Source organism: Thermus sp. KWY1 (genome assembly GCF_057547025.1).
Genome location: NZ_BAAJPG010000002.1, coordinates 76266 through 76783 on the forward strand (window position 1 = coordinate 76266; position 518 = coordinate 76783).

Consider the following 518-nt stretch of genomic DNA (forward strand, 5'->3'; position numbering starts at 1 on the left):
AGGGGGAGGACCGCGGCGGTTCGGAGCGCTCGAAGGAGCAGGAACCGCGGGACCGGGACCTGGGGGGCCTCCAGGCCGAAGAGGATCTCCCCCGGGTCCAGAAGGAGGGGGCCCTCCCGACCGGGACCCCCAAAATGGAGGAGCGGGCCCCCGAACCTCTCCCCCTACTCCGGACGGAAGAGCGGCGGGTGCCGGAAAACGCCCTTCTACCCCGGGAGATGCGGGAGGACCGGCTCAGGGCGGATTTCCGGGAACCGCACCTCCACCTTCGGGGGGACCGGGGCCCCGAACGGGGGCCGGAGGCGGGCCTCCGGGCGCGGAAGGAGGACCCGGTCCGGCTTCGCGGGGAGGAAGCGGAGGAACCCCTTCCGGGGGAAGGGAGGGATCCGGGGTCCCCGTGGCTCCGGAACCGGGAGGAGGAGCGGGTGTTCCTCCCGGAGAGGCCTCTCCGGGACCGCCTCCGCGAAATGCCCCTCGGGTTGGACCCCCGAGACTTCCGGGAGGAGGTGGCGGACGCC

1 protein-coding gene is annotated in these 518 nt (G+C 73.7%); it reads left to right on the plus strand.

Annotated elements, in window-relative coordinates; translation table 11 throughout:
- Positions 1-134 precede the first annotated feature (134 nt).
- The coding region (locus tag AC27GT_RS01000; RefSeq protein ID WP_487223390.1) for a hypothetical protein at positions 135-518 on the plus strand (384 nt) is incomplete at its 3' end.